This window comes from Bradyrhizobium sp. AS23.2, from assembly GCF_001908185.1.
Taxonomy (GTDB): domain Bacteria; phylum Pseudomonadota; class Alphaproteobacteria; order Rhizobiales; family Xanthobacteraceae; genus Bradyrhizobium.
In genome coordinates this window covers 1-3063 of record NZ_LGHM01000310.1, presented here as the reverse complement: position 1 = coordinate 3063, position 3063 = coordinate 1, and the positions used below count along the sequence as shown (strand labels likewise).

2 protein-coding genes and 1 pseudogene are annotated in these 3063 nt (G+C 68.2%); 2 read left to right on the top strand and 1 reads right to left on the bottom strand.

Going from position 1 to position 3063, the window contains the following annotated elements:
- The coding region (locus tag AC630_RS41675; RefSeq protein ID WP_143198754.1) for an HAD-IC family P-type ATPase at positions 1-1116 on the bottom strand (1116 nt) is incomplete at its 3' end.
- 360 nt (positions 1117-1476) lie between these two features.
- Between AC630_RS41675 and AC630_RS41670 the strand changes: the two genes are divergently transcribed.
- Together AC630_RS41670 and AC630_RS41665 are read left to right on the top strand one after the other, a co-directional pair.
- Positions 1477-2769, top strand: coding sequence for an adenylosuccinate synthase (locus tag AC630_RS41670; protein WP_074124232.1), 1293 nt, complete (start codon positions 1477-1479; stop codon positions 2767-2769).
- A 37-nt stretch (positions 2770-2806) separates the two neighbouring features.
- Positions 2807-3063: pseudogene (locus AC630_RS41665) on the top strand (hypothetical protein); the annotation flags it as partial.

Here is a 3063-nt window from a genome sequence, read left to right as displayed (position 1 = left end):
GAGCGAGCCGCGATCGCCGCCGAGCGATGCCGCGATGGCGCCGAGCTGCGCGGCGCGGACGTCGTCCTTGCCGGCGGCATCGAGGCTCCTGGCGAGCGTGATCTCGGCCGATGTCAGCGTGCCCGTCTTGTCCGTGCACAGCACGGTCATGGCGCCGAGATCATGGATCGCGGCAAGCCGCTTCACGATCACCTTGCGGCCGGCCATCCGCAGCGCGCCGCGCGACAGCGTCACCGTGGTGATCATCGGCAGCAGCTCCGGCGTCAGCCCGACGGCGAGCGCGACCGCGAACAGCAGCGAGTCCAGCACCGGGCGGCCGAACGCGACACGGACGGTGAGCACGACCAGCACGAGCGCCAGCGTGGCGCGCGCGATCACGAGGCCGAACTCGCGCAGGTCGCGCTCGAAGGGCGAGGGCGCCTGTGCTTCGGCAAGCGCGGAGGCCGCCGCTCCGAACACGGTGTCCCGGCCGGTCCTGACGACGAGCGCGATCGCCTCGCCGGTTTGCGCCACCGCACCGCGGAACAGCGCGTTCGAGGTGTCGTCCGGGTCGGACGTGGCGCCGGCGCGCTTGGGCACCGGATACGGCTCGCCGGTGAGTGCGGCTTCGCCCGCGGTGAAGGCCGTGCTCTCCAGGATCAGCGCGTCCGCCGGAATGATGTCGCCGGAGCGGACGCGCAGGACGTCGCCGGGCACGACCTGATCGACGTCGACCTCGCGGAAGGCGCCGTCGCGCCTGACCTCGGCCTTGAGCGCCACCGAGCGGCGGAGGATCTCGGCAGCTCGGACCGCCTGGCCCTCCTGGATGGTGTCGAGCCCGATCGAGAGCGCGAGAATCAGGACAATGATGAGCCCGCCGATCCCGTCGCCGGTCAGCATCGAGATGATGCCAGCCACCAGCAGGATCAGCGACAGCGGCTCGAGCAGCCGGCGCAGGATCGCGCGCGCCGCACCCTCGATGCGCGGTGGGGCGTCGCTGTTCGGGCCGAAGCGGTCGAGGCGCTCGGCCGCTTCCGTCGCGGTCAGGCCCTGCAAGGAGCAGCCGAGCTGCGCGCAGAGCGCTTCACTCGACGTACGCCAGAAATGGCTCGCCTGGCTGTTCAGTGGCTTGGTCACGGTGTGTCCGAAATGCGGGCCGGCTCGCCGGCGGAAGGTAAGCTGCGAAGGTGACAACCATCCCTTGGCGCAATCGCGGGGCGGAACGGTTGATACGTGTCAATCCGGCCGCCTGCGGATCGCGAAGGTTGCAAGATTTTAAGGGGATATCAAAGGCTTGAGCTGGGCCCTGGGCCCCGAAAAAGCCCCGTTCTTGCTTGCCTAGAGAGGCTGCTTCCTTTATCCGGTTGACTGCCTCGCGTGCGAGCGGCCTTGGGCCGCGGATTAGGCTGGGCGCAGACATGATCCCGGAAAAGTGGGCACCGGTTTTCCGCGAGGATCATGCCTCTTAGGGACAGATTGAATAGGGATTACCCGCGAATGGCCAACGTTGTCGTCGTCGGCGCCCAGTGGGGCGACGAAGGGAAGGGCAAGATCGTCGACTGGTTGTCGGAGCAGGCGGACATCGTCGTTCGCTTCCAGGGCGGCCACAACGCCGGCCACACACTGGTCATCAACGGCAAGACCTACAAGCTGGCGCTGCTGCCGTCCGGCGTGCTGCGCGACCAGAAGCTGTCGGTGATCGGCAACGGCGTGGTGTTCGATCCGCAGGCCTTCCTCGACGAGGTCACCAAGCTGCGGGCGCAGGGCGTCGCGGTCTCGCCGGACAATCTACGCATCGCCGAGAACGTCACACTGATCCTGCCGCTGCACCGCGAGCTTGATGCGCATCGCGAATCCGCCAGCGCGGCGACCGCGATCGGCACCACCCGCCGCGGCATTGGACCTGCCTATGAGGACAAGGTCGGCCGCCGCGCCATCCGCCTGATGGACCTCGCCGACCTCGACACGCTCCCGCACAAGATCGACCGGCTCCTTGCTCACCACAACGCATTGCGCCGCGGCCTCGGCCTGCCGGAGTTCGACGGCAAGCAGATCCTCAAGGAACTGAGCGCGCTGGCGCCGGAGCTGCTGCCCTATGCCGAGACGGTGTGGCGGCTGCTCGACATCAAGCGGCGCGAGGGCAAGCGCATGCTGTTCGAGGGCGCGCAGGGCGCGCTGCTCGACGTCGATCACGGCACCTATCCTTACGTTACCTCGTCCAACACGGTGGCGGCGCAGGCGGCGACCGGCGCCGGCCTCGGACCGGGCGCGGTCGGATACGTGCTCGGCCTGTGCAAGGCCTATACGACCCGCGTCGGCCAGGGCCCGTTCCCAACCGAGCAGGACAACGAGATCGGCCGCAAGATCGGCGAGCGCGGCCGCGAGTTCGGCACCAATACAGGCCGTCCCCGCCGCTGCGGCTGGTTCGACGCCGTGCTGGTCCGCCAGGCGGTCCGGACCTGCGGCATCAACGGCCTGGCGCTGACCAAGCTCGACATCCTCGACGGCTTCGATTCGATCGAGGTCTGCACTGGCTACAAGCTCGACGGCAAGGAGATCGACCATTTCCCGGCCGGCGAGGGCGCCCAGGCCCGGGTCGAGCCGATCTACGAGACCATCGAGGGCTGGAAGGAGCCGACCGCCAATGCGCGGTCCTGGGCTGACCTGCCGGCCCAGGCCATCAAATATGTCCGCCGGATCGAGGAATTGGTAGGGTGTCCGGTCGCGCTGCTTTCCACCAGCCCCGAACGCGAGGATACTATCCTGGTGCAAAATCCGTTTGAGGCTTAACGATCTCTTACCGGGACGCGCGTATAGTTGAGTAGAAATGGCTGATTACTATCCGCTGATCGCCCGCGCTATTGCCGCCCTGGACCCCAACGCTCCCGGCGAAAGCCGTCGCGCGCTCTATGAACGGGCGCGCACGGCGCTGATCGCGCAGCTGCGCAGCGTGCAGCCGCCGCTCTCCGAATCCGAGATCACCCGCGAACGGCTGTCGCTGGAAGAGGCTGTCCGCAAGGTCGAATCGGAGGCCGCCCAGCGTACCCGCGAGGCCTCGCGCCCCGGTGGCGGCGCCCGCAGCAG

Coding starts and splice junctions, on each gene's coding strand:
- AC630_RS41670 (WP_074124232.1), top strand. CDS start 1,477: ATGGCCAACGTTGTCGTCGTCGGCGCCCAGTGGGGCGACGAAGGGAAG.